Here is a 25,188-nt window from a genome sequence, read left to right as displayed (position 1 = left end):
CGGCCCTCACCGCGTTGTGACGGCGTCCTCGGTCTGCTCGGACTTCTCGGCCCGGGGGGCGCCGTCGTGGTGGTGCCGCCCCAGCGGGATCACCAACGGCGTGCCGCTGACCGGGTCGGGTGTGATCCGGCAGCGCAGGTCGAAGACGTCCTCGACGGTCGCCTCGGTGACGACGTCGGCGGGCACGCCCTCGGCCACGATGCGGCCGGCCTTCATGGCGATGACGTGATCGGCGTACCGGCAGGCCTGGTTGAGGTCGTGCAGGACCATCACGATCGTGCGGCCCTCGCGCCGGTTGAGGTCCGTGATCAGGTCGAGTACGTCGATCTGGTGGGCGAGGTCGAGATAGGTCGTCGGCTCGTCGAGGAGCAGGACCGGGGTGCCCTGGGCGACGGCCATGGCGATCCACGCGCGTTGCCGCTGGCCGCCGGAGAGTTCGTCGACGGGGCGCTCGGCGAGGTCGGTGAGGCTGGTCGCTTCGAGGGCCGCGTGCACGGCTTCCTCGTCGGCCGCCGACCACTGCCGCCACCAGGTCTGGTGCGGGGAACGGCCCCGGCCGACCAGGTCGAGCACGGTGAGGCCCTCCGGCGCCACCGGTGTCTGCGGCAGGATGCCCAGTTTGCGGGCGAGTTCGCGGGTGGGGACCGATCGCAGCGCGACACCGTCCAGCTCCACCACCCCCTGGCGCGGGGCCAGTAGCCGGGCGAGTGCCCGCAACAGGGTTGATTTCCCACAGGCGTTGGCACCGACGATGGCCGTGATCCGGCCGGTCGGCACCGTGAGGTTCAGGTTCTCGACCACGGGCCGTCCGTCGTAGGCGAGATGAAGATCACGTGCCCGCAACTCGGGCCCCGGGGCCGGTGCTTCGGACGTCCGCGGGACGCGCGGGTCAGTGGTCGACATGCGATCAGCCTCCAGAGCCCGCGCGGTTGGCGCGGATGAGCAGCCACAGCAGGACCGGCGCGCCGAGGGCGCCGGTGACGATCCCGACCGGCAGTTCCGTCCCCGGGATCGCCTCGCGGGCGAGGAGATCGGAGCCGAGGACGACGAGCGCGCCGGTGAGACCGGAGACGAGCGGGGGCGGCGACGAGGTGCCCGCCAGCCGTTGGGCGATCTGCGGGCAGGCCAGCGCGACGAAGGCGACCGGCCCGGCAGCCGCCGTACCGAAGGCGACCAGGCCCACACCGGCCAACAGCAGGGCCAGCCGGACGGGTTGGACGGGTGTGCCGAGTCCGGCGGCCACGTCGTCGCCGAGCATCAGCGTCCGCATCCAGCGGCCCATGCCCAGCGTGATCGGCAGCAGCACGGCCAGGGCGATGGCCAGCGAGTCCACCTGGTTCCAGGTCCGGCCGTTGAGGTTGCCGACCAGCCAGCCGAGGGCCGCCTCCGCTTCGAACCGATTGCCGCGCGCCACAAGGAAGTTGGTGGCGCTGGAGCAGATCCAGGACACCCCGATGCCGACGAGGATGATGCGGTACCCGGTGGCCCCGCCCTTCCATGCCAGCACGTACACGAGGAGCGCGGTGGCGAGCGCGCCGAGCAACCCCAGCGTGGACAGCCCGAGTCCGCCGGTCCAGCCGAGAACTACCGCCGCCACCACGGCGGTTCCGGCGCCCTCGGTGAGCCCGATCATGTCGGGGCTGGCCAGCGGATTGCGGGTCATCGTCTGGAACACCGCCCCGGAGACGCCGAACGCGACGCCGACCAAAAGCCCGACCAGGGCACGGGGCAGCCGTAGGTCCTGGACGACGATGACCGTGCCCGCGTCGCCCGAACCCCACAGGGCCCGGATGACGTCGGTGAAGGCGACGGGATAGTCGCCGATGGTCAGCCCCCAGCAGAACAGGAGAAACGCGCCGGTCGCGACGCCAACTCCGGTGAGCAGCAAGCGCGGACGCAGTATTCCGGACACCGGGGGCACGGTCAGCCGGAACGGCCGGTCGGCGAGGGCGGCGCGTGGGGGAGCGACTACGGGTGTGGGCACGCTCATACCTCCGCGAGCTTCCGGCGGCGGACCAGGACGATGAAGAACGGGCCGCCGAGGAAGGCGACGAGGACACCGGCCTGGATCTCGCTCGGGCGGTCCACCATCCGGCCCAGGATGTCGGCGGACAGCAGCAGGAGGGGCGCGAGCGCGGCCGAGAGCGGCAGCAGCCAGCGGTAGTCGGGGCCGATCCCGGCGTACTGCGCGAGGACCCGCGCGATGTGCGGGACGACCAGGCCGAGGAAGACCACGGGACCGATGACGGCGACCGACGCGCCGGTCAACAGCACGACCGCGGTGACCCCTTGGAGCCGTACGAGACCCAACCGCCGTCCCAGCGAGGCGGCCACGTCGTCGCCGAGGGCCATGCTGTTGAGGGCGGGCGCGCAGGCCAGGGCCAGTACCGCGCCCACGGCGAGAAAGGGCAGGATGCGCACCAGCTCGCCCGAGTCCTGGTCGGCGAGGGTGCCGGCCGACCAGAAGCGGTAGCGGTCCAGCGCGTCCTGGTCGGTGAGGACGACGGCGCTGGTGAACGACTGGAGCAGCGAGGTGATGGCGACTCCGGCGAGCGCCAACTTGACCGGTGTGGCCCCGGATCGGCCCATCCGCCCCAGGAAGAAGACCACGACACTCGCGACGAGCGCCCCGCCGAACGCGAACCACACATAGCCGTACAGCGAGGCCACCCCGAACACCCCGACCGCCATGACGATCGCGAAGGACGCACCCGCGCTCACCCCGAGAATTCCCGGGTCCGCGAGGGGATTTCGGGTCAGGGCCTGCATCAGCGCGCCGGACAGGCCGAGCGCGGCGCCGGTCGTCAGGCCGAGCAGTGTGCGGGGCACGCGCACCGACCAGATGACGTTGTCGACGAGGCGGCTGGGTGGATGCCCGAGGACCGAGCGCACGACCTGGTCGAGCGGGACGCTGAGCGCGCCCAGGGCGACCGACAGCAGGGACAGCAGGACGAGGAGGGCGACGATCAGTGTCACCAGCACCGTGGTGCGAAGCCTTCTGCCTGAAGCCACTTTGCCGGTCTCCATGTCGTCTTCCGTGCCCTGGAGCCCTGTTGGCGGACCACCGGACGGCCCCTCCAGCAGCTTAGGTGAGCATAACCTCAGCGGCTGTGACGTGGACCTGTGGTTCCGGGGTAGGTCTATCAAGTAAGGCAATGCTTACCTTACTATGCGAGCGGTCGCGGCTCCGCTGAGCCGTTCCACACGCATCGGGAGGCACGGGCAGCTGTGGCGGGCAACACGCTTTCTTCGGCACAGGTAACGGCGACGAACGACTTCTGGCGACGGCGGTTCGCGTCACCGGTACCGGAGACGTCCCTGCCGCTGGACCACCCCCGTCCGCCACGCGCGGAGGGTGCGCTCTCCCGCGCGCGACGCGCGGCGGTCCTCGCCGTGACAGCCGATGAGGCCACCCAACTCACGGCTTTCGTCGCCCTGTTGCACCGCTACGGCGGTACGACGGCCACCGAGACGGCAGTGGCCCATGACGGCCTCCCGCTGCGCGTCACCATCGACGGCGACACCCCGTTCTCCCAACTCCGCGACCAGATCGAGGCCGTACGCGCGGAGGCCGCCGCCCACCACCTCCCGACCACCGATCTGCTACAGCTCCTCGCCCCCGAACCCTTCCGCGGCGGCGGCCTGTTGTGCGCCACGGGCTTCGGGCCCAGCCCCTGGGACGAGAACGCCCCACTGGACCTCGCCCTGACCGTGGCCGAAGGGGAGGTGGCTGCCGACTACCGCACCGACCTCTTCGCACCCGCCACCATCGACCTGGTCCTCGGCCACTACGGCACGCTCCTCGCCGACGCCGTAGCCCGCCCGGACACCCCGGTCGCCGACCTCGACCTCCTGGGCGCGGACGAACGGCACCGCATCCTGCGCGGCTGGAACGACACCGAGCACGACGTTCCCGCGCTCACCTGGCCCCGCATGTTCGCCGACCAGGTCGCCGCCCGCCCGCACGAGATCGCCCTCATCCACGAGGACGTCCGCCTCACCTACGCCGAACTCGACGCCCGCGCCGCCAAGTTGGCGCACGCGTTGGTGGCCCGGGGGGCCGGTCCCGAGCAGGTCGTGGCGCTCGCCGTACCGCGCTCGGCGGACATGATCGTCGCCGAGGTCGCCGTCCTGAAGTCGGGCGCCGCCTATCTGCCGGTCGACACCGACTACCCGGCCGACCGCATCGCCTACATGCTCGCCGACGCCCGCCCGGTCTGCCTCGTCACCACCGCCGAGATCGCCCCCGACCTCCCGCCGGACCTCGACCCGCTGGTCCTCGACGCCCCGGAGACGGTCGCCGAACTGGCCGCGCACCCGGCCCAAGGCCCCTCCACCGCAGACGAGTTGACGACCGCGCACGCGGCCTACGTCATCTACACCTCCGGCTCCACGGGCCGCCCCAAGGGCACGGTCCTCTCCCACGCGGGCGTCGCGAAACTCGTCGCCACCCAGCAGGAACGCTTCGGTATCGGCCCGCACAGCCGGGTCCTCCAGTTCGCCTCGCCCAGCTTCGACGTCGCGTTCTGGGACCTGTGCCTCGGCCTGCTCTCCGGCGGCCGCCTGGTCGTCGTCCCCGCCGACCGCCGCGTCCCCGGCGCCCCCCTCGCGGACTACGCCGACGAGCACGGCATCACCTTCATGATCCTGCCCCCGGCCCTGCTCGCCGCCATGCCCGAGGACGTCCAACTCCCGCCCGAGGCAACCCTCTTGGCGGGAACGGAACGCGTCTCGCCCGAACTGGTCGGCCGTTACGCGCGCGGCCGGATGATGTTCAACGCCTACGGCCCGACCGAGGCCACCACCAACTCCACGCTCGGCCTGTGCGACCCGGACACCCCGGCCGGCACCATCGTGCCCATCGGCATCCCCGACCCCGGCACCCGCGCCTACGTCCTCGACGACCGGCTGCGCCCGGTCCCCGCCGGTGTCACGGGAGAGCTCTACCTCGGCGGCGCCGGCCTGGCCCGCGGCTACCTCGGCCGCCCCGCCCTCACCGCCGAACGCTTCGTCGCCGCCCCCGCCGACATGACCGCCGCACCCGGCGAACGCCTCTACCGCACCGGCGACTTGGTCCGCTGGAAGGCGGACGGCCGCCTGGAGTTCCACGGCCGCGTCGACACCCAGGTCAAGATCCGCGGCTTCCGTATCGAACCCGGCGAGATCGAGTCCGTCCTGCGCTCCCACCCGTTCGTCGACCAGGCCGCCGTCGTCGTCCGCGAGGACCGCCCCGGCGAACGCCGCCTCGCCGCCTACGTCGTGCCCTCGCTGGACGCCGAACCGAGCCCCGACGAGGGGGTGGCCGAGTGGAAGGACCTGCACGAACTCCTCTACTCCGCAGCCGGATCGGACGGCTTCGAGGAGAACTTCGCCGGCTGGAACAGCATGTACGACGGCCTGCCCATCCCCCTCGCCGACATGCGCGAGTGGCGCGAGGCCACCCTCGACCGCATCCGCGCGCTACGACCCCGCCGCATCCTGGAAATCGGCGTCGGCAGCGGCCTGTTGCTGTCCCGGCTCGCCCCGGACTGCACGGAGTACTGGGGCACCGACCTCTCCGAGGAGGCCGTACGCGCCCTGGACGCCCAGGTGTCCGCCGTCCCCGAACTCGCCGACCGCGTCACCCTGTTGGCCCGCCCCGCGCACGACCTCGCAGATCTGCCCGAGGGCCACTTCGACACGATCGTCGTGAACTCCGTCATCCAGTACTTCCCCGGTGGGGACTACCTCACGGGCGTACTCCGTGCCGCGGCCGCCCTTCTCGCACCCGGCGGCGCGGTGTTCGTCGGCGACGTACGCAACCTGCGTCTGCTCCGCACCCTGAGCGCGGCCGTCGAGAGCGGACGGGTACGGGACGAGCAGGCGCACGACGACAAGGAAGCCCTGCGCGCCGCCGTGGACCGAGCCGTCGCCTGGGAGGGCGAACTCCTCGTAGACCCCGACTACTTCACGAGCCTCGACGGCCTCAGCGCCGACATCCGCGTCAAGCGCGGCACCCACCACAACGAACTCACCCGCTACCGCTACGACGTTGTCCTGCGACCGCAGCTGGATGCCTCCGAGGAGATCCCCGAGTCGCCCTGGCCCGCGCTCGGTTCGGTGCAGGCGCTGGACGAGCTGCTCGCCGGGAGCCGAAGCCCGGACCGGTTGCGGATCACGGGTATCCCCAACTCCCGTCTCGCCGACGACCTCGCCGCGCTCGACGCCCTCGACGACAGCAGCAGGCCGGCCGCCGGGTCGTACGGTGTCGAACCGGAGGCCCTGTACGAGGTCGCCGCGCGGCACGGTTACGAGGTGGCGCTCACCTGGAACGGGGGTGCGGAGGACGGCAGCCTGGACGCCGTGTTCGTCCCTGCCGGAGCCGACGTCGGCATGGTCGACTACCGTCCCGGCGGCGGTCACCCGCTCACCAACCGCCCCGCGCCCTTCCGCAACGTCAACGCCCTCATGTCGACCCTGCGGACACACGCCACCGAGTACCTGCCCGACTACATGGTCCCGGCCGCGTTCGTGCCGCTGGACCGGCTGCCCGTCACCCCGAGCGGCAAGCTCGACGCCGCCGCGCTGCCCGTCCCGGACCTCACCCGCCTGCTGAGCGCGGGCCGGGCGCCCGGGACGGCCCGCGAGCAGTTGCTGTGCGACCTGTACGCACGGGCGCTCAAGGTGCCCTCGGTCGGCGTCGACGACGACTTCTTCGCGCTCGGCGGCGACAGCATCGTCGCCGTCCAACTCCTCATCCTCGCCCGCCGGGCAGGCCTGGAACTCACCCCGCGAGACGTCTTCCGGCACCGCACGGTCGCCGAACTCGCCACGGTCGCGCGGACCGGTACCGCCGACCTCGTCGAAGAGACCCCGTGGCAGACGCTGAGCGCTGAAGAACTCGCCTCCGTCCAGGGCGAGTTCCCCGTCGCCGTCGAGGAGGTACTGCCCCTCGGCCCGCTCCAGGAGGGCTTCTTCTTCCACGCGCTGGTGGACGGCGCCGAACTCGACGCGTATGTCGTCCAGCAGGTCATCGAGCTGTCCGGACCGGTCGACGGCACCCTGCTGCGCGAGGCCGCCCAACGACTCGTCGACCGGCACGCCCCGCTGCGCGCCTGCTTCCGCCAGACCCCCGACGGCCGCCCGGTCCAGCTCATCGCCTCCGGCCTCGAACTGCCCTGGCGCGAGGTCGACTTGGGCGCACAGGACGACACCACCGTCCGCCGCACCCTCGCCGAGGCCGTCGCCGCCGACGAACGCGCCCACCGCCTCGACCTCGCCCGCCCGCCGCTGATCCGCTGCGCCCTCATCCGCTTCGGCGAGGACCGCAGCCGCCTGGTCCTGACGTTCCATCACATCGTCGCGGACGGCTGGTCCTTGCCGGTCCTGCACCGCGAACTCCTCGCCCTGTACGGCGAGAACCCGACCCCTCTCCCCGAAGTCGCCCCCTACCGCGGCTACCTCCGCCGCATCGCCGGCGCCGACCGTGAGGCGGCCCGAGCCGCTTGGAGCGCCGCGCTCGCAGGGGTGGAGGAACCCACCCGACTCGTCGAGACCCCCGCGCCCGCCGGACCCGTCGAACCCGCCCAGATCCGTGTCGAGTTGAGCGAGCGGGTCACCTCCCGGCTCGCGGCCCGTGCCCGCGAACGCGGGGTCACCCTCGGCACGCTCGTCCAGGGTGCCTGGGGTCTGCTCGTCGGCCGTATGACGGGCCGCGAGGACGTGCTGTTCGGCACCACGGTCGCCGGACGTGACGCTGCCGTCGACGGCATCGAGTCGATGATCGGCCTGTTCATCAACACCCTGCCCACCCGGCTGCGTTGGGCTCCGGGGGACACCCTGGGCGGGCTGCTCGACCGGCTCCAGGACGAGCAGAGCGCGCTCCTCGACCACCAGCACCTCGGCCTCGCCGACATCCAGCGCGCCACCGGGCACGCAGGCGACGGTGAACTCTTCGACACCCTCGTGGTGTTCGAGAACTACCCCGGCGGCGAGGGCGCCCCGGGCATCACCGACCCCACCGGCACGATCGCCGTCGCCGGACACGCCTTCCACGACGCCGTGCACTACCCCCTGGCCCTCATCGTCAAGCCCGGCCGCCGCCTCGACCTGCGCCTCAAGCACCATGCCCGCCGTCTCGACGCCGACGCCGTACAGTCCCTCGCCGACCGGCTCACCCTCATCCTGCACGCGCTGGCGGACGACCCCGGCGCCCGCGTCGCCGACCTCGACCTGCTGACGCCGGAGGAGCTGGAGGACGCCCACCCGGCGGGGGAGACGCGGCCGGTTCCGGCCACCACGCTCGCCGCCGCGTTCGCCGAGCAGGTCATGCGCACTCCGGACGCGACGGCTGTTGTCTACGACGGTACGACCACGCTCACCTACGCCCAACTGGACGGGCGAGCAGAGGAGTTGGCCGCACGGCTGCGGGCCAGGGGCGCCGGCCGGGAGCGGTTCGTCGCCGTCGCCGTACCCCGCTCGGCGGAGCTGATGGTGGCGCTGCTGGGTGTCCTGAAGTCGGGGGCCGCGTATCTGCCTCTCGACCTGGACTATCCGGCCGAGCGGCTCGCGTACATGCTGGCCGACTCGGGGGCGACGACGGTCGTCACGACCGAACAGGACGCGCACCGGCTGCCGTTGATCGAGGGCCTGGACGTGCTGCGCGTGGACGCGGAGGGCGACGAGGCTCTGTTCGGCGGAACTCCCGACCCCGCCCGCCCCGACGACCCCGCCTACCTGATCTACACCTCCGGTTCCACCGGCCGCCCCAAGGGCGTCGTCGTCACCCACCGCGCCATCGTCAACCGGCTGGCCTGGATGCAGGGCCAGTACGAACTCGCCGCCGATGACCGGGTGTTGCAGAAGACGCCGTCCAGTTTCGACGTGAGCGTGTGGGAGTTCTTCTGGGCGCTGCGCGAGGGCGCCGCAGTCGTCCTCGCCGCCCCCGACGGACACCGCGACCCCGCCTATCTGTCCCGCCTGATCAGGTCCGAGGGCGTCACGACGATGCACTTCGTGCCGTCGATGCTGGACGCGTTCCTCGCCTCCGACGAGGTCACCGCCGACCCGGCGTGGGCGGGCAGCCTGCGCCGCGTGTTCAGCAGCGGCGAGGCCCTGTCCGGGTCCGCCGCCCACCGCTGGCACGAACTGACCGGCGTCCCGCTGCACAACCTCTACGGCCCCACCGAGGCCGCCGTCGACGTGACCTACCACGCCTACGACGGCTCGTCCGACACCACCGTGCCCATCGGCCGACCCGTGTGGAACACCGGCCTGCGCGTGCTCGATTCATGCCTGCGCCCGGTCCCCGACGGCGTACCCGGCGAGCTGTACCTGACCGGCGTCCAGCTGGCCCGCGGCTACCACAGGCGTCCCGCGCTCACCGCCGACCGCTTCGTCGCCGACCCGTACGCCACCGAACCCGGCACCCGCATGTACCGCACCGGCGACCTGGTACGCCGCCGCCCCGACGGCACGATCGACTACCTCGGCCGTACCGACCGCCAGGTCAAGCTCCGTGGCAACCGAGTCGAACTCGGCGAGATCGAGGCCGAGTTGACGCGAGTGCAGGGCGTGGCGAGGGGCGCCGTCGTCATCCGCGACCAGCGGCTCGTCGCCTACGCGGTGCCGTCATCCGGAGGCACGCTCGACCCCGCCGCCCTGCGCGCCGCCCTCGCCGACGCGCTGCCCGCCCCCCTGGTCCCGGAGGCGTACGTCGTCCTCGACGACCTCCCGCTCACCCCCAGCGGCAAGTTGGACCAGGCCGCGCTGCCCGCCCCCGAGGCCGAGCGTGCCGAACGGCGCCTGCCCGAAGGGCCGTTGGAGCAGCAGCTCACCGAGATCTTCGCGGCCGTCCTCGGCATCGAGGACGCGGGACCGGACGACGACTTCTTCCGTCTCGGCGGCGACAGCATCAGCTCCATCGGCGTCGCCAGCCGCGCCCGCGCGGCCGGCCTGGACCTCAGCCCGCGCGACGTGTTCACGCACCGCACCCCGGCCGCTCTCGCGAGGTCGGCCGGTACCGCAACAGCTGCCCCGAGCGGCCGAGTTGAGGCCTTCACCCTCACCGAGGCCGAACACGCCCGCGTCCGCGCCGTCGCCGCCCCGGCGGAGGTCGCCGACGTATGGCCGCTGGCCCCGCTCCAGGAGGGCCTGTTCTTCCACTCGGCGTACGACGAGGGCGCGTTGGACGTCTACACCGTCCACGAGACCTTCGACTTCGCGACCCGCCTCGACACCATTCGTCTGCGCGCCGCCGTCCGCACGCTCCTCGACCGAAACCCGGGCCTGCGGGCGGGCTTCACCAGCGACGGCCTGGACCAGCCGGTGCAGTTCATCGTCGAGGACCCGGAGATCCCCCTCGAAGAGGTCGACCTCTCCCTCCTCTCCGCCGCCGAACAGGACGTACTCCTGCGGGAGTTGACGGACGCCGAGCGCAACCGCCGCTTCGACCTCTCCGCACCCCCGCTCTTCCGCCTCCTCCTGCTCCGCCTCGGCGCGGAACGCGGCGACCGCCTCGTCATCGGCCGTCACCTGATCCTCTGGGACGGCTGGTCGGCCTGGCTGTTCCTCGACGAGCTGTTCGCCCTCTACGAGACGGGCGGCGACGCCAACGCCCTGCCCGCACCCGGCAGTTACCGCGACTACCTGACCTGGCTGGAGGAGCAGGACGACTCGGTCGCCACGGCCGCCTGGCGCGCCGCGCTCGCCGGTCTCGACGAGCCGACGCTGCTCGCGCCCACCGCGACCGACGGTCTCGAACCGGTCATCCCGGACCAGCTCGACGTACGCCTGCCCGCCGAACTCGGCGACCGGCTCCGCGAGTTGGCCCCGATCCATGGCCTGACCCTCAACACGATCCTCAACGCGGCCTGGGGACTCACCCTCGCCTCCGCGACCGGCCGCGCCGACGTCGTGTTCGGTACGACCGTCGCCGGCCGCCCCAGCGAGGTCCCGGACGTCGGCAACATCATCGGCCTGTTCCTCAACACCGTCCCGACCCGCATCGCCCTCGACCCCGCCGAACCGGTCCTCGACCTGCTCCGCCGTATCCAGGGCGAACGCCTCGACCTCATGCCGTACGAGCACTTGAGCCTCGGCGTGCTCCAGGCCGAGACCGGGCACCGCAAGCTCTTCGACACGCTGTTCGTGCTGCGCAACAACGACACCGAGGAGCGGTTGGCGGACCTGAAGACCCGGCACGGCGCCACGGCCGTCGCCAACGTCGACGCCACCCACTACCCGGCCAACCTCGTCATCACCCCGGGCCGCGAGATCGCCGTCACCCTCACCCACCGCCCCGACCTCGTCCCAACCGGCGCGGCCCAGGCCCTCGTTGACCGCTTCGCTCTGCTCGTCGACCGCCTCACCGCCGACCTCACGGCACCGGTCGGCTCCCTCGACCCGCTCCTGCCCGCCGAACACGCGGCGCTACGGCGGGAGTCGGCGGCCAGTCGTGTCCCCGACCCCGAGGACACCATCGCCGACCTGCTGGCCGCGCAGGCGGAACGCACCCCGGACGAACGGGCCCTCGTCTTCGGCGAGCGCAGCATGACGTACGCCGAACTCGACGCAGCCGTAAACCGGTTGGCGCGGCTCCTGATCGACCGGGGCGCAGGCCCCGAGCAGGTTGTCGCCCTCGCCCTGCCGCGCTCCCTCGACATGGTGGTCGCCCTCTTCGCGGTCCTGCGCACCGGATCGGCCTACCTCCCCCTGGAGTTGGACCACCCGGCCGACCGTCTCTCCCTGATGCTGGCCGACGCCCGCCCGCTTCTGCTGCTCAGCACCACGGCCGTATCGGCCACGCTGGACGGTGAGATGACCCGCGTGCTGCTCGACACCCTTGAGATCAAGGGGGAGTTGGCGGGCCAGTCGGGCGCTCCCGTCCGCCTCCGCTTCAGCCTCGAACACCCCGCGTACGTCATCTACACCTCCGGCTCCACCGGCCGCCCCAAGGGTGTCGTCACCCCCTACCGGGGCCTGACGAACATGCAGTTGAACCACCAGAAGGAGATCTTCGAGCCCGCCATCGCCTCGGCCGGCGGGCGGCGGCTGCGCATCGCGCACACCGTGTCCTTCGCCTTCGACATGTCGTGGGAAGAGCTGCTGTGGCTCGTTGAGGGGCACGAAGTGCACGTCTGTGACGAGGAGTTGAGGCGTGACGCCGAAGCACTGGTCGCCTACTGCGAACGGCACCGCGTCGACGTCGTCAACGTCACCCCCACCTACGCCCGACTCCTCATCGAGCAGGGCCTGTTGGAGGGCCACGTCCCGCCGCTCGTCCTGCTCGGCGGCGAGGCCGTCCCCGAGACGGTGTGGACCGCGCTGCGCGACACCGAGGGCACGTACGGCTACAACCTGTACGGGCCGACCGAGTACACCATCAACACCCTCGGCGGCGGCACCCTCGACAGCGACACCCCGACCGTCGGCAAGCCCATCCGCGGCACCCGCGCCCACATCCTCGACGCCTGGCTGCGCCCGGTGCCGGACGGTGTCCCCGGCGAGCTGTACATCGCCGGAATCGGCCTGGCCCGCGGCTACTTGGACCGCCCCGCGCTGTCCGCCGAGCGCTTCGTCGCCGACCCGTTCGGCGAACCCGGCGAACGCATGTACCGCACCGGCGACCTGGTCCGCCGCAACCCCGACGGCAACCTCGACTTCCTCGGCCGCACCGACGACCAGGTCAAGATCCGCGGCTACCGCATCGAACCCGGCGAGATCGAAACCGCCCTCAGCCGCCACCCGTTGGTCGCCCAGGCCGCCGTCGTCGTCCGCGACGAACGCCTCGTCGGCTACGTCGTCCCCTCCGGCGCCGACTCCGCCGAACGCACCGCCGCCGAGGCCGCGCAGGTCGGGGAGTGGCAGGAGATCTACTCCGACGAGTACGAGGAGATCGGCACCGCCGTCTTCACCGAGCAGTACGACGGCTGGGACAGCTCCTACGACGGACAGCCCATCCCCTTCGAGGAGATGCACGAATGGCGCGAGGCCACCCTCGCCCGCATCGGCGCCCTCAAGCCCCGCCGCATCCTCGAAATCGGCGTCGGATCAGGCCTGTTGCTGTCCCGGCTCGCCCCCGACGCGGAGGCGTACTGGGCAACTGACTTCGCCGCGCCCGTCATTCGCAAGATCGGCGAGGAAGTACGGCGCGACCCCGCCCTCGCTTCCAAGGTCGAACTCCGCTGCCGCCCGGCCGAGGACCTGAGCGGTCTGCCGTTCGCCTATTTCGACACGATCGTCATCAACTCCGTCATCCAGTACTTCCCGAGCATCGACCACCTGACCGCCGTGCTGCACGGCGCCATGGAACTGCTCGCGCCCGGCGGCGCCCTGTTCGTCGGCGACGTCCGCAACCTGCGGCTCGCCGGCACCTTCCACACCGAGATCCAGCGCACCCGGGGCACCACCGAGGAAGACCTGGAGCGAGCGGTGGAACGAGGCCTGCGCCTGGAGAAGGAACTCCTCGTGGACCCCGACTACTTCACCACCCTCGGCTACGGCGTCGACCTGCGCACCAAGCGCGCCCACCACCACAACGAACTGTCCCGCCACCGCTACGACGTCGTCCTCTACGCCGACGAGCCGGACGTACGCCTGGACAGCATCCCGTCCGTCGACTGGGCCACCGGCAACACCATCGGTGAACTCCTGCGCGGCGACTGGTCGTCGGCCGAGGCGATCGGTGAACTCCTGCGCGGCGGTTGGTCCGCGACCGGAGCCACGTCCGAACGCCCGCGCGGCGAACGGCCCGAGGCGCTCCGCTTCACCGGCATCCCCGACGGCCGTACGACCGAGTCGGGCGTCGACCCCGAGCACCTGCACGAACTCGGCACGGCGGCCGGATACCAGGTGCTGACGACCTGGTCGGGGGAGACAGGGACCTACGACGCCGTCTTCCTGAAGTCCGCCGAACTACGCCTGACCGGCGGCCTGTTCAGGCCCGGCGGCGGTACGCACCCCTACGCCAACGACCCCACCGCTGCCCGCGAGGCGAGCGCGCTGGTACGGCGGCTGCGGGACGACCTGGGCCGTGAACTGCCCGACTACATGGTCCCGTCGGCCTTCGTCACCGTCGACGGCCTGCCTATGAACGCCAACGGCAAGCTCGACGTCCGCGCCCTGCCCGACGCCGAACCCGCCGTCGCCCTCGGCGGCGGACGCGGCCCGCGCACCCCGCAGGAAGAGGTGCTCTGCCGCCTGTTCGCCGAGGTGCTGGGCCTGCCCGAGGTCGGCGCCGAGGACAACTTCTTCGACCTGGGCGGCCATTCACTCCTCGCCACCCGCCTGGTCAGCCGCGCCCGCACCGAACTCGGCGCCGAACTCGCCATCCGAGACCTCTTCGAGGCCCCCACCCCGGCCCTGCTCGCGGGCCGCGCCGACCAGGCGAGCCCGGCCCGCCCGGCAGTGACCCCGGTCGCCGAACGACCCGCCCGCATTCCGCTGTCGGCCGCCCAGCGACGGCTGTTGCTCGTCGAGGAGATCACCGGCAGCGGCGTCGCGTACAACTTCCCGTTGGTCTTCCGGTTGCGCGGCGCCCTCGACACCGAGGCACTGTCTGCCGCCCTGCGGGATGTCGCCGGCCGCCACGAGGCCTTGCGGACCGTCTTCCCGACCCACGAGGGCGAGCCGTACCAGCGGATCATCCCGGCCGCCGACGCTCATCCCGTCTCCACAGTCGTCGACTGCGCCGAGGACGAGCTGCCCGCGCTGATCGAGTCCGCCCAGCGCCGCCCCTTCGACCTCACTACCGAACTCCCGTTGCGCTGTGAGGTGTTCAGGCTCGGAGCGGACGAGCACGTCGTCGCCGTGGTCCTGCACCACATCACCACCGACGAGTGGTCCGACCGCCCCCTCCTCGCCGACCTCGACACCGCCTACGCGGCCCGTCGCGAGGGACGGGCGCCCGAATGGGCGCCGCTGCCCGTGCAGTACGCCGACTACACGCTCTGGCAGGACGACCTCCTCGCCCGTACCGGCGAGGCCCAACTCGCCCACTGGGCCGACGCCTTGCGCGGCCTGCCCGACGAACTAGCCCTCCCCACCGACCGACCGCGCCCCGCCGGACCGACCGGCCACGGCGGCAAGGTCCGTCTGGAACTCCCCACCGCCACCGGCCACGCCCTGCGTGACCTCTCCGGCGCCACCGGCACCAGCATGTTCATGCTGTTCCAGGCGGCCACCGCGGCCCTGCTGAACCGGCTCGGCGCGGGCGACGACATCCCGCTCGGCGCCCCCATCGCGGGCCGTACCGACGAGGCCCTCGCCGACCTGGTGGGCTTCTTCGTCAACACGCTGGTGCTGCGCACCGATGTGTCCGGCGACGAGCTGACTTTCCGCGAACTCCTCGGCCGGGTAAGGGAGTCGTCCCTCGCCGCCTTCGAGTACCAGGACTTGCCCTTCGACCGGGTCGTCGAGGCCCTGAACCCGCCCCGCGTCGCCGGCCGCAACCCGCTCTTCCAGGTCATGCTCGGCTACCACCACCGCCCCGAAGGCGATCCGGACGTGCTCGGCCTGGCGACCGAGTGGTTCGACATAGACACCGGCATGGCCAAGTTCGACCTGCACTTCACCTTCGTCGACGAGACGGGCAGTGACCGGGTGGTCCTGCTCCTGGAGTACGCGACCGACCTCTTCGATCACGGCACCGCAGAACGAATCGCCGCCCGCATGGCCCGCCTGCTGGACCACGCGGCGGCCGAGCCCGACCGCGCGGTAAGGGACTTCGACCTCCTGGCGGACGCCGAACGTGCCCTCGTCCTGGAGGAGTGGAACGCCACCGACCACCCCGTCCCGGCCACCACCCTCCCGGAACTCTTCCGCGCCCAGGCCGCCCGCACCCCCGACGCCACGGCCCTCGTCTTCGAGGGGCAGGAGCTGACATACGCCGAGCTGGACGCCCAAGTGGAGCGCACAGCCGGGGTGTTGACCGCACTCGGCGCAGGCCCCGAGCAGACCGTGGCCGTAGCCCTCCCGCGCTCACTCGAACTCGTCGTCGCCCTCCTCGCCGTACACCGAGCCGGTGCCGCCTACCTCCCGCTCGACCCGGACTACCCGGAGGAGCGCCTCGCCCTGATGGTCGAGGACGCCCGCCCGGTGTACGTCATCCGCGACACCCTGCCGACGGGCCCCGAGGGCCAACTCCCCACGTCCTACGACCCGTCGAGCCCCGCGTACGTCATCTACACCTCGGGTTCGACCGGTCGCCCCAAGGGCGTCGTCGTCCCGCACGAGGGCATCGTCAACCGGCTGCTCTGGATGCAGGACGCGTACGGTCTGACGGCCGCCGACCGGGTGCTCCAGAAGACGCCGTCCAGCTTCGACGTGTCGGTGTGGGAGTTCTTCTGGCCGCTGATCACCGGCGCCACGCTGGTGGTCGCCCGCCCCGAAGGCCACCGCGACCCGGCCTACTTGGCCCGCCTCATCCGCGAACAGGACGTCACCACCGTCCACTTCGTGCCCTCCATGCTCCAACTCTTCCTGGAGGAACCGGCCGCAGCCGACTGCACCGGCCTGCGCCGAGTGATGTGCAGCGGTGAGGCCCTGCCCGTCACCCTCACCCACCGCTTCCACACCACCCTGACCACCACCGGACTCCACAACCTCTACGGCCCGACCGAGGCCTCGGTCGACGTCACGGCGGTGGAGATCGGCCCCGACGCGACGAACGTCCCGATCGGCCGCCCGGTGTGGAACACCCGCACCTACGTCCTCGACGCCGGCCTGCGCCCCGTCCCGCCCGGTGTCCCGGGCGAGTTGTACCTCGCGGGCGTCCAACTGGCTCGCGGTTACCTCGACCGGCCCGGCCTGACCGCCGAGCGGTTCGTCGCCGACCCGTACGGCGTGCCCGGCACCCGCATGTACCGCACCGGCGACCTGGCCCGCTGGAACGCCGACGGCACGATCGAGTACCTGGGCCGCTCCGACGACCAGGTGAAGGTACGCGGCTTCCGCGTCGAACCCGGCGAGATCGAGGGCGCGTTGACCGCGCACCCGTCCGTCGGCCACGCCGTCGTCGTGGTCCGGGAGCAGCGCCTGGTGGCGTACGTGGTCCCGGCCGGGGACGGCAGCGGATCGGTGGACGTGACGGTCCTGCGCGCCCACACGACCACCGCACTCCCCGCCCACATGGTCCCCGCCGCCTTCGTCACCCTCGACGCGCTGCCCCTGACCCCCAACGGCAAGCTCGACCGCGCCGCCCTGCCCGCCCCCGACTTCACGACCAACACCGGTACGGACGCGCGCACTTCGCCCCGCAGTCCGCGTGAGGAGATCCTCGCCGGACTCTTCGGTGACGTGCTCGGTCTCGAACGCGTCGGCGCCGACGACGACTTCTTCACCCTCGGCGGCCACTCCCTGCTCGCCATGCGCCTGGTCAGCCGCGTCCGCACGGTACTTGGCGCCGACCTCACCGTCCGTACCGTCTTCGAGGCCTCCACGCCCGCGCTCCTCGCGGCCCGCCTCGACGACCGGGTCGGCGGACTGCCCGCCCTCGTCCCCGCAGACCGGCCCGACGAACTCCCGCTCTCCTACGCCCAACAGCGACTGTGGCTGCTGCACCGCATCGAGGGCCCGGGAGCCACGTACAACATCCCGGCCGCCTGGCGACTCACCGGCACGCTCGACCGGGACGCACTGTCCGCAGCCCTGGACGACCTCGCCGTACGACACGAAAGCCTGCGCACGGTCTTCCCCGAACGGGACGGCCGCCCCCACCAGGTCGTGTTGGACGAAGCCTCCGTGCCTCTCCACCACAGCCACGTCACGGACACCGAACTGCCCGACCGGCTCGCCGAGGCCGCCGCGCGCGGCTTCGAGATCGACCGTGAACTCCCGCTGCGCGCACACGTGTTCGAGGTGAGCGAGGGCGAGCACGTCCTGCTGCTGGTGCTGCACCACATCGCCGGCGACCAGTGGTCCGACGGCCCGCTGTGGCGTGACCTGGCCATCGCGTACGACGCTCGCCGTGATGGACACGCACCCACATGGGCCCCGCTGCCCGTGCAGTACGCCGACTACGCCCTCTGGCACCGCGAGGCCCTCGGCGACCCCGACGCCCCGGACAGCCGACAGTCCCGCCAACTCGCCTACTGGCAGGACACTTTGGCGGGGCTGCCGGACGAACTCGCCCTGCCCACCGACCGTCCCCGCCCACTGGAGAGCAGTCACCGGGGTGGCGCGGTCGGCCTGAAGCTCGATGCCGAACGGACCGGCGACCTGCGTGCGCTGGCCCGCCGCCACGGCGTCAGTATGTTCATGGTCGTCCAGGCCGCCGTCGCCGCACTGCTCCACCGGCTCGGCGCCGGGGACGACATCCCGCTCGGCGCGCCCATCTCAGGGCGGGGCGACGAACACCTCGAAGACTTGGTCGGCTTCTTCGTCAACACCCTTGTCCTGCGCACCGATCTGTCCGGTGATCCCACGTTCGCCGATCTGCTCGCCCGCGTCCGGGACACCGACCTTGCCGCTTACGAACACCAGGACCTGCCTTTCGAGCGCTTGGTCGAGGCGGTCAACCCGCCCCGCTCACTGGCCCGGCACCCGCTGTTCCAGGTGATGGTCGTCCACCTCGACGACGAGGGCGCCACCCCCGCCCTGCCCGGCATTGTCGCCCGCCGCGAGGAACTCGGCCAGCAGGGCGCGAAGTTCGACCTCAGCTTCGACTTCGTCGAGCAGGGTGAGGACGGGATGCGGTGCTGGATCGAGTACAGCGCCGACCTCTTCGACGAGTCGACCGCCGAACTCCTCGCCCAGCGGCTTGAGTTGCTGCTCGCTCAGGTCGCCACGGACCCCGACCGACGTGTCGGCGCACTCGATGTCCTGCGCGACGACGAACGCACCCTCGTCCTCACCGACTGGAACGACACCGCACGCACCGTCCCCGACCTCACCCTCCCGGAACTCTTCCGTGCCCAGGTCGCCCGCACCCCCGAGGCAACGGCGGTCGTCTTCGAGGACACCGCCCTCACCTACGCCGAACTCGACCTGCGGGTGGAGAAGTTGGCGCACACCCTCGCCGCACACGGAGCGCGGGCCGAGGCCGTCGTCGCCGTCGCCCTGCCCCGCTCTCTCGCCCTCGTGGTGTCCCTCCTCGCTGTCCACCGCGCGGGCGCCGCCTACCTGCCTCTCGACACCGGCTACCCGGCCGAGCGGCTCGCCTACACACTCACCGACGCCCGCCCGGTCTGCCTGATCACCAAAGAGAGCCTCACCCTCCCGGACAGCGACGTGCCCACCCTCACGGTGGACGCGGACGGCGCCCCCGACGGCCCGGCGTACGCGCCGCTGCCCACCGCCCAGGACCCTCGCCACCCCGCCTACGTCATCTACACCTCCGGCTCCACCGGCCGCCCCAAGGGCGTCTCCGTCCCCCACCAGGGCATCACCAACCGCCTGTTGTGGATGCAGGACACGTACCGCCTCGACGCCGACGACCGGGTGCTGCAGAAGACCCCGGCCGGGTTCGATGTGTCGGTGTGGGAGTTCTTCTGGCCGCTGATCACCGGGGCCACGCTCGTCGTGGCCCGCCCGGAAGGCCATCAGGACCCGGTCTACCTCGCCGAACTGATCCGGCGTCAGCACATCACCACGGCCCACTTCGTGCCGTCGATGCTGCGCGCCTTCCTCGACGAGCCCGCCGCCGCCGACTGCACCGACCTGCTCCAAGTCATGTGCAGCGGCGAGGCGTTGCCCGCCCCGCTGGCCGCCCGCTTCCACCAGGTCCTCCCGGGCAGCCGCCTGCACAACCTCTACGGCCCGACCGAGGCATCCGTCGACGTCACCGCTCACGAGGTTGCCGCCGACCCGGGCACCGTGCCGATCGGTCGCCCGGTGTGGAACACCCGCACCTATGTCCTCGACGCCGGACTCCGCCCCGTACCGCCCGGTGTGGCCGGCGAACTGTACCTGGCGGGCGTCCAGTTGGCGCGCGGCTACCTGGGTCGGTCCGCCCTGACCGCCGAGCGCTTCGTCGCCGACCCGTACGCCACCGAGCCCGGCGCCCGGATGTACCGCACCGGCGACCTGGCCCGCTGGACCCGGGACGGCGAACTGGAGTACCTCGGCCGCGCCGACGACCAGGTCAAGCTGCGCGGCTTCCGTATCGAACTCGGCGAGATCGAGAGCGTGTTGGCCGCCCACGAGAGCGTCGCGCACGCCACCGTCGTCCTGCGGGACGAACGCCTCGTCGCGTACGTGGTCCCAGACGGAGACGCAGCGGACTCCGCCGAACTCCGCGCCCATAGCGCCCAGTCGCTGCCCGACCACATGGTCCCGTCAGCGGTCGTCACCCTCGACGCCCTCCCGCTCACCCCCAACGGCAAGCTCGACCGCCGCGCCCTGCCCGCCCCGGACTTCGCCGCCGAGGTCACCGACACCCGCCCGCGCACACCGCTGGAGGAGACCCTCTGCGCCCTCGTCGCGGACGTGCTCGGTCTCGAACGCGTCGGTGTCGAGGACGACTTCTTCTCGCTCGGCGGCGACAGCATCGTGGCCATGCAGCTGGTCGCCCGCGCCCGTGCGGCCGGGCTCACCTTCAGCCCGCGCGACGTGTTCCGCCACAAGTCGGCCGCGGGGCTCGCCACCGTGACCGCCACCACCACGGCCTCCGCCGAGCGCGACGACGTCATCCTGCTCGACCTCACCGACGACGAGCGCGCCGAACTGGCCACCCTGCCCGCCGGAACCGAAGTCCTGCCCGTCTCCCCGCTCCAGGCCGGCCTGCTCTTCCACGCCGCCCTCGACTCCGGCGACGACGGACCGGACGTGTACACCGTCCAGGTCTCCTACGACCTCGAAGGCCCCCTGGACGCCGACCGGTTGCACACCGCGGCCCAGTCCCTGCTCGACGCGCACGAGAACCTGCGCAGCGGCTTCCGGCACCTTTCCTCCGGGCGGCCCGTGGCCGTCGTACCGCGCACTGCCGTCCTGCCCTGGCGGCAGCTCGACCTCGCCGACGACCCCGAGGAGTGGGAGCGGCTGCTCGTCCAGGAGCGGCGCCGTTTCGATCCCGAACAGCCGCCGCTGCTAAGGCTGTTGCTGGCCCGGCTCGGTCCGGACCGGTACCGGCTCGTGCTCTCGCATCAGCATCTCCTGCTGGACGGCTGGTCGTTGCCGCTGCTCACCGCCGAACTCTGGGCGCGCTACGAGGGCCGTACGCCGGCCGCGCCCGCTCCGTACCGTGAGCACCTGCGGCTGTTGGCCGCCCAGGACCCGGCCGTCTCCACCGCGGCATGGGCCGAGGCACTCGGAGGACTGGCCGAGCCGACGCGCCTCGCGCCCGTCGACCCCGACCGTGCTGCCGTCGTACCGTCCACCCACACCGTGGAGTTGGACCCGGACCGCACGGCGGAGCTGGAGGCGTTCGCGCGGCGGCAGGGCGTCACGGTCAACACCCTTGTCCAGGCTGCCTGGGGCGTGCTGCTCGGTCGGCTCACCGGTCGGGACGACGTCGTGTTCGGCGCCACCGTCGCCGGCCGTTCGCCCGAACTCACCGGCGCGGAGTCGATGATCGGCCTGTTCATCAACACCATTCCGGTACGGGTGCGGGTCCGCCCGGAGGAGAGCACGGCCGCGCTGCTGGAACGACTCCAGGACGAACAGTCCCGGTTGATCGCCCACCAGCACCTCGGCCTCGCCGACATCCAGCGGGCCGCCGGAATCGGCGAACTCTTCGACACACTCGTGGTGTTCGAGTCGTACCCGGTCGCCGATGGCGAAGAGGGAGGCGACGGGCCGCGCGTCACCGTGCGCGATCACGAGGACTCCACGCACTACCCGTTCGCGTGGGCGGTCGAGCCCGCCGAACGGCTGCGGCTCACCGCCGAGTTCAGGCCCGACCTCTTCCAACCGGCCGTCGTACGGCGGATCACGGACGCCCTGACCGCCCTGCTCACCGGCATGGCGGCCGAACCCGAACGTCCCGTCGGCCGACTCGACCTCCTCGATTCCGCCGAGCGGCACACCGTCGTGGAGGCATGGAACGACACCGCGTTGCCCGCGCCGGAGACCGAACGGCTCGGCACCGTACCGGCGTTGTTCGTCGCGCAGGCCGCGGCCGACCCCGGTACGGTCGCGGTCACCGACGGCCGTACGACGTGGACGTTCGCCGAACTAGACGCGCGCACCGACCAGTTGGCCCGCGTCCTCGCCGGACACGGTGTCGGACCCGAGCGGATCGTGGCCCTCGCGCTGCCCCGCACCGCCGACCACATCGCCGCGATCCTCGCCGTGATGAAGGCGGGCGCCGCCTATCTGCCCCTCGACCCCGACCTCCCCGAGTCCCGCCTGACCGGCATGCTCGACGACGCCCGCCCCACGCTGATCCTGGCCACGGCGGAGACGGCCGCCACGCTGCCCCCAACCACCGTCCCCGTCCTGCGACTTGACGCCCCGACCGACGGACTGCCGGAGGCCGAACCCGTCGCGCCCGGCCCCGACCACCCCGCCTACGTCATCTACACCTCCGGCTCCACCGGCCGACCCAAGGGCGTCGTCGTCACCCAGCGAGGCATCGCCAACCTTTTCCACAGCCACCGCCACGACCTGCACGAGGTCGCCAAGCGGCGCACCGGACTGCGGCGCCTGCGCGTCGGGCACGCCTGGTCGTTCTCCTTCGACGCCTCCTGGCAACCGCAGTTGTGGCTCCTTGACGGACACGCGCTGCACATCGCCGACGACGAGACCCGGCGCGACCCCGAACTCCTCGCCGCGTTCATCCGCGACCGGGGCATCGACTTCATCGAGGTCACCCCCTCGCTGCTCGCGCAGATGGCGGACAGCGGCCTGATCGGCGACGAGGGCGACTGCCCGCTCTCCGTGGTCGGCTTCGGCGGCGAGGCCGTACCCGAGTCGCTGTGGGCCCGGCTGGCCGGGCTTCAGGACACCGAGGCGTTCAACCTGTACGGCCCCACCGAGGCCACCGTCGACGCGCTCGTCGGCCGGGTCCGCGACAGTGCGACCCCGGTCGTCGGGCGCCCGGTTCACGAGTCCCGCGCCTACGTCCTCGACACCGCCCTGCGCCCCGTACCGCCGGGCGTCACAGGGGAGTTGTACCTGTCGGGGCCGGGTCTGGCCCGTGGTTACCTCGGCCGGCCCGAACTCACCGCCGAACGCTTCGTCGCCGACCCGTACGCCACCAAGCCCGGCGTGCGCATGTACCGCACCGGCGACCTGGCCCGCTGGACCGAAGACGGCCAGCTGGAGTTCGCCGGACGCACCGACGACCAGGTCAAGATCCGCGGCTACCGCATCGAACTCGCCGAGATCGAGGCCGCGTTGGACACCCACCCGGCCGTCACCCAGACCGTCGTCGTCGCCCGCGAACACCGGCCCGGCATCCGGCAGTTGATCGCCTACGTGGTCGCCGACGAGGCGGACGGGACCGAACTCCGTGCCCACGCCGCCTCCGCGCTGCCCGACTACATGGTCCCGGCCGCCGTGGTCGTCCTCGACCGGCTGCCGCTGCTGTCCAACGGCAAACTTGACCGATCCGCCCTGCCCGCACCGGACTTCACCGCCCAGGGCGGCGGCCGTGCCCCCGAGAACGACACCGAGCGCACTCTCCGCGACCTGTTCGCGGACGCCCTCGGACTGCCCGCCGAGGCCGTCGGCACCGACGACGACTTCTTCACCTTCGGCGGCGACAGCATCGTCGCCATGCAACTGGTCGCCCGGGCCCGCGCGGGCGGTCTGCGGGTCACGCCCCGGCAGGTCTTCCAGCACCGAACTGTCGCCGCCCTGGCGGCCGTTGCCGTCCCGCTCGGCAGCCACGAACGCGACGCTGTGCACGACGACGGCACCGGCACCGTCCCGCTCACCCCGATCATGCGCGCCCTGCTGGAGCGCGGCGGCCCCATCGCCGCCTACCACCAGGCGGCCCTCGTCCAGACCCCGGCCGACCTGACCGAACCCGGCCTGCTGACCGTGCTCACGGCACTCGCCGACCGGCACGACATGCTGCGGGCCCAACTCGTCCGCGAGCCCGAGTGGTTGCTGCGGGTACCCGCCGCACGGGACACCGACGTCAGCACCTGGCTCACCCGCGCCGACGTGCGCGGGGCGGACGACGACGCACTCCGCGCGGCCATCTCCCGCCACGCCGAGACGGCCCGGGCCGGGCTCGACCCGGACGCCGGGGCGATGGTGCGGGCGGTCTGGTTCGACGCCGGACCCGGACAGCCCGGCCGACTCCTCATCCTCGTTCATCACTTGGTGATCGACGGCGTCTCCTGGCGCGTCCTGCTGCCCGACCTCGCCACCGCCTGGGCGGCGGTCAGGGGCGGTCGTACTCCCGAACTCGCTCCCGTGGAGCTGTCGTTCGGCCGTTGGTCCCGGCTCCTCGGAACCCGCGCGACCGACCCGGCCACCGAGGACGAGCTGCCGTGGTGGACCTCCGCCCTCGCCGAGGGCGCCGAACTCCCGCTGGCCCGCCCGCTCGACCCGGCCCGGGACACGGTCGCCACCACCCGCTATGTCTCCCTGTCCCTGCCCGCCGACGTCACCGGACCGCTGCTGAGCCGGGCCCCGGCCGCGTTCGGAGCCACGGTCAACGACGTGCTGCTGACCGCCTTCGCGCTGGCAGTCGGTGACTGGCGCGCCCGCACCCTGGGCGCCGAACAGTCGGGCGGCCCGGTGCTGGTGGACGTGGAGGGCCACGGCCGCGAGGAGCAACTCGCGGGCGACGCCGACCTGTCCCGTACGGTCGGCTGGTTCACCAGCGTCGTACCCGTACGACTCGACCCCGGCGAGGCCGACTTGGCGGACTTGGCGGACGCCTTCACGGGCGGACCGGCGCTGGACACGGCCCTGGCCCGCATCCGAGAACACCTCACCGCGCTGCCCACCGCCGGCATCGGACACGGCCTGCTGCGCCACCTCAACCCCGGGACGGGCGCACATCTCGCCCAACTCGCCGAGCCGCAGATCGAGTTCAACTACATGGGCCGCTTCGACCGGCCGGCGGCAGCCGACTGGTCCTACGCCCCCGAGGACGACGCAGCCGACCTCGACGCCGACCCCGGCCAGCCGATGTCCCACACCCTGACCCTCAACGCCATCACCGAAGACCGCCCCGAGGGAGCGGAGTTGAGCGCCCACTGGGCGTACGCCGCCGAACTCCTCACCGAGGAACAGGTACAAGACCTGGCCCGCACCTGGTTCCGGGCACTGGAGGCGGTCGTACGCCGAGCGGCCGTACTCGACAGGCCCTGA

At 72.1% G+C, this 25,188-nt stretch carries 4 protein-coding genes; 1 reads left to right on the top strand and 3 read right to left on the bottom strand.

Going from position 1 to position 25,188, the window contains the following annotated elements; translation table 11 throughout:
* Positions 1-6: 6 nt before the first annotated feature.
* The 3 genes from OG407_RS10410 to OG407_RS10400 are packed head-to-tail and all read right to left on the bottom strand — an operon-like array spanning position 7 to position 3,027.
* Entirely contained in the window at positions 7-903 is an 897-nt protein-coding gene (locus OG407_RS10410) for an ABC transporter ATP-binding protein (protein ID WP_405857138.1), read from the bottom strand.
* A 4-nt stretch (positions 904-907) separates the two neighbouring features.
* The gene (locus OG407_RS10405; protein ID WP_405857136.1) at positions 908-1,990 is read right to left on the bottom strand and encodes a FecCD family ABC transporter permease; all 1,083 of its coding nucleotides are present in this window, start codon (positions 1,988-1,990) and stop codon (positions 908-910) included.
* Entirely contained in the window at positions 1,987-3,027 is a 1,041-nt protein-coding gene (locus OG407_RS10400) for a FecCD family ABC transporter permease (RefSeq protein ID WP_403596834.1), read from the bottom strand. Before OG407_RS10400 ends, OG407_RS10405 begins: the two co-directional genes overlap by 4 nt.
* 201 nt (positions 3,028-3,228) lie before the next feature.
* Here OG407_RS10400 and OG407_RS10395 point away from each other — a divergent pair, with 201 nt between their 5' ends.
* On the top strand, positions 3,229-25,188 hold the full coding sequence (locus OG407_RS10395) for a non-ribosomal peptide synthase/polyketide synthase (RefSeq protein WP_405857134.1): 21,960 nt from the start codon (positions 3,229-3,231) through the stop codon (positions 25,186-25,188).

The sequence above is a fragment of the Streptomyces sp. NBC_01515 genome (assembly GCF_045040345.1).
In the GTDB taxonomy this organism is placed as follows: domain Bacteria; phylum Actinomycetota; class Actinomycetes; order Streptomycetales; family Streptomycetaceae; genus Streptomyces.
This window is presented reverse-complemented; position numbering and strand designations above follow the sequence as displayed.

Bases quoted from the DNA above. Each gene is read 5' to 3' on its own strand.
- OG407_RS10405 (WP_405857136.1), bottom strand. From the start codon at position 1,990: ATGAGCGTGCCCACACCCGTAGTCGCTCCCCCACGCGCCGCCCTCGCC.
- OG407_RS10400 (WP_403596834.1), bottom strand. From the start codon at position 3,027: ATGGAGACCGGCAAAGTGGCTTCAGGCAGAAGGCTTCGCACCACGGTG.
- OG407_RS10410 (WP_405857138.1), bottom strand. From the start codon at position 903: ATGTCGACCACTGACCCGCGCGTCCCGCGGACGTCCGAAGCACCGGCC.